The 2532-nt window shown below is 41.5% G+C and carries 2 protein-coding genes; both read left to right on the top strand.

Going from position 1 to position 2532, the window contains the following annotated elements; genetic code table 11:
* Window positions 1–320 precede the first annotated feature (320 nt).
* The gene (locus ACSEXW_RS27945; protein ID WP_438449469.1) at window positions 321–974 is read left to right on the top strand and encodes a hypothetical protein; all 654 of its coding nucleotides are present in this window, start codon (window positions 321–323) and stop codon (window positions 972–974) included.
* 298 nt (window positions 975–1272) lie between these two features.
* Window positions 1273–1668, top strand: a complete 396-nt coding sequence (locus ACSEXW_RS27940; protein ID WP_438449468.1) for a hypothetical protein — start codon at window positions 1273–1275, stop codon at window positions 1666–1668.
* Window positions 1669–2532 lie beyond the last annotated feature (864 nt).

Raw genomic sequence — 2532 nt, 5'->3', positions numbered from 1 at the left:
GAAGGACATGAATGTGATACACGGAAGACAGTAACTACGCATAACACCGTATCTACGCGGCGGGCCTGTCGGCCCTTGGTCTGCAAGAGGCATTTCGAGGAAGCGGATTCAGCAGACAACCCAGCACCACCTAACCGCGTCGCGGCCGGTCGGGACCCAGCTGCGCATATGGATCTGGGCTTCCTTAAGGTGGTGTGGATTCGTAGATACAAGAACGTTATATGAAAGATTGGCCAAAGATATTTTGTGGGATTTATCGACCGCCCCATCCATGGGGCTGAAGAGCTTCAAAATTGTGTGACTATCGGAGGCAATTAAAAATGATATTTAAAGATTTTGATATTCACTACGATAATATTGTACACCCAATTTTTTGGTGGTGTGGCGAACGGTCTGACCAAAATGTGAATGATAGTATTAAATTAGTTATTCCACACTTGTTTTTGACAATCGATTCTTTACATGTAGCAATTTGCAAAATGACTAATGAGTCTAGCATAGAAAAAGTAGGTATTGGCAAATCATATATAAGCAAGAAAGGTCATTATCAGATTAGTATTCCGATATCGTCAGCTGATTATTTAATACTTAGGTCTGTTATTTCATTAGTTGGAGACATTTATAATTTGTTAGAACCGTTAAAGGATAAGGGTAATTTGCTTGAACTTGAAAAGTATATTTTAAGTTTATATAACAAAGCAGAACAATTTAGGGCTGTACGGAACTTTTTTACACATATTGATTCAAGTTTATGTAAAGTAAGTGAAGAAGGTTTTCACTTAGTCCTAGACAAGGGAACTATATATTTTTCGTATTATCCTCAAGATGGAGGTAATAAACAGACGCGACAAAAAGATATTTCGGCTAAAGCTTTTGAAGGAATATTTGAAATAGCAAGAGATTTATATAAGGAGATTACAAGTCACAAAAATCATCGAAAGGATTATATACCTGCAGAATCTCTTTTTAAATGAATTTGAACTTATAAGAAAATAAAACATTTATATATAAGTGCTCTTTGTGGGCCGACATCCATGTCTCTATTCGAGGAAGCTGGCCAATCCTTCATATAACACCGTATTCACGCGGCGGGCCTTATGGCCCTTGGTCTGCAGAGGGATTTCGAGGAAGCGGAATCAGCAGACAACCCTGCACCGGCTAAGTCCGTCGGACCCGGGGCTGGCGCCCCTTAAGCCAGTGAGGGTTCGTGAATACAACAACGTTAAGTGAAATCCCCGCAAAGAATATAAAAAAGAGAATTGAGTGATTAATATGGACGATATTACCATTGATCGTGTTTTAAAATCTAAAGACCTTTTAAACCTCACAGATGAAGAATTAATTAGTTTAGTAGAACAGTATGTTCCAAGTCAAGGTTGTTCGGGTGCAGCATATGGATACTTACAAATAGTTAGTCATATATGTTATTTTCGAGAGCACCTTCAAAGTAAATTAATGAAAATTGCCATAAGACCTATTATATATCTTGGAATTAATGATCATAAGGAGGTACTGGGATTTATCACAGGAGAATATTTGATTGAGAAGACATATAAACCGGCAACAGAATTTGGAAGGGATTGGATTATAGGAAAATTACAATTAAATGAAACACTATTAAAAGACATATTTGAAGAGATAGTAATAGAAGAAAATATAAGATTCTGATTAATTATAAGAAAATAAAATAGAACTTTTCAGTTACGCTTCGAAGGCGGGGACATCACTTAACACCGTATTCACGCTGCGGGCCTAACGGCCCTTGGTCTGCAAGGGGCATTTCGAGGAAGCGGAATCAGCAGACAACCCTGCACTGGCTAAGTCCGTCGGACCCGGGGCTGGCGCCCCTTAAGCCAGTGAGGGTTCGTGAATACAACAACGTTATATGTAATTGCCCTAAAGCAAAAGAAGGAAGCCCATCAGGAATCAAGATCTTGAACCCCCAACAAAATCAAGAAATCGCCTGGAGATGGACTGCGAGCAAGCAGCTTGTTCGGCGGAACCTTGATTCGTTAAGAGCAATGGGGTTTCAAGATCAAAGCGATTCCTGAACGAAATCGTCTTAAGTCTTTACCCATCTAGATGTTCAATACTTGTGAAGGGCTTGGAGGGGATTCATCCGATAAAGACATTGGAAGGCGGAAAGGACTGGAAAAGCCGATTGGTTGAAGGGACTTTCCCTTGTACCAATCGACGGAACCAGCCTTCCCGCCACCCTGGTGAACCCCTTCGAGGAAATCGGATGAACCCCTTAAAGCCCTTATGAAAAACGTATTGAAAACCTAGAAATGATGAGTAAAGACAGGGAAAGGCGATTTCTGGGCAGATTCGAGGAAGAGGGCAACAACATATAACACCGTATTCACGCTGCGGGCAAGCAGGGAAGCGGAATCTAAGAAGTAGGCCCTTGGTCTGCAAGAGGGATTTCGAGGAAGCGGAATCAGCAGACAACCCTGCGAGGCTAAGTGGCGGAGCCACCCGGCGCTAGCGCGCCTTAAGCCTCTCGGGTTCGTGAATACATGCACGTTATAT

Source organism: Oryzibacillus soli, assembly GCF_051594765.1.
Classification (GTDB): Bacteria; Bacillota; Bacilli; order Paenibacillales; family NBRC-103111; genus Paenibacillus_AR.
The sequence above is the reverse complement of the archived record's forward strand: the minus strand, read 5'-3'. Positions and strand labels throughout refer to the sequence as shown.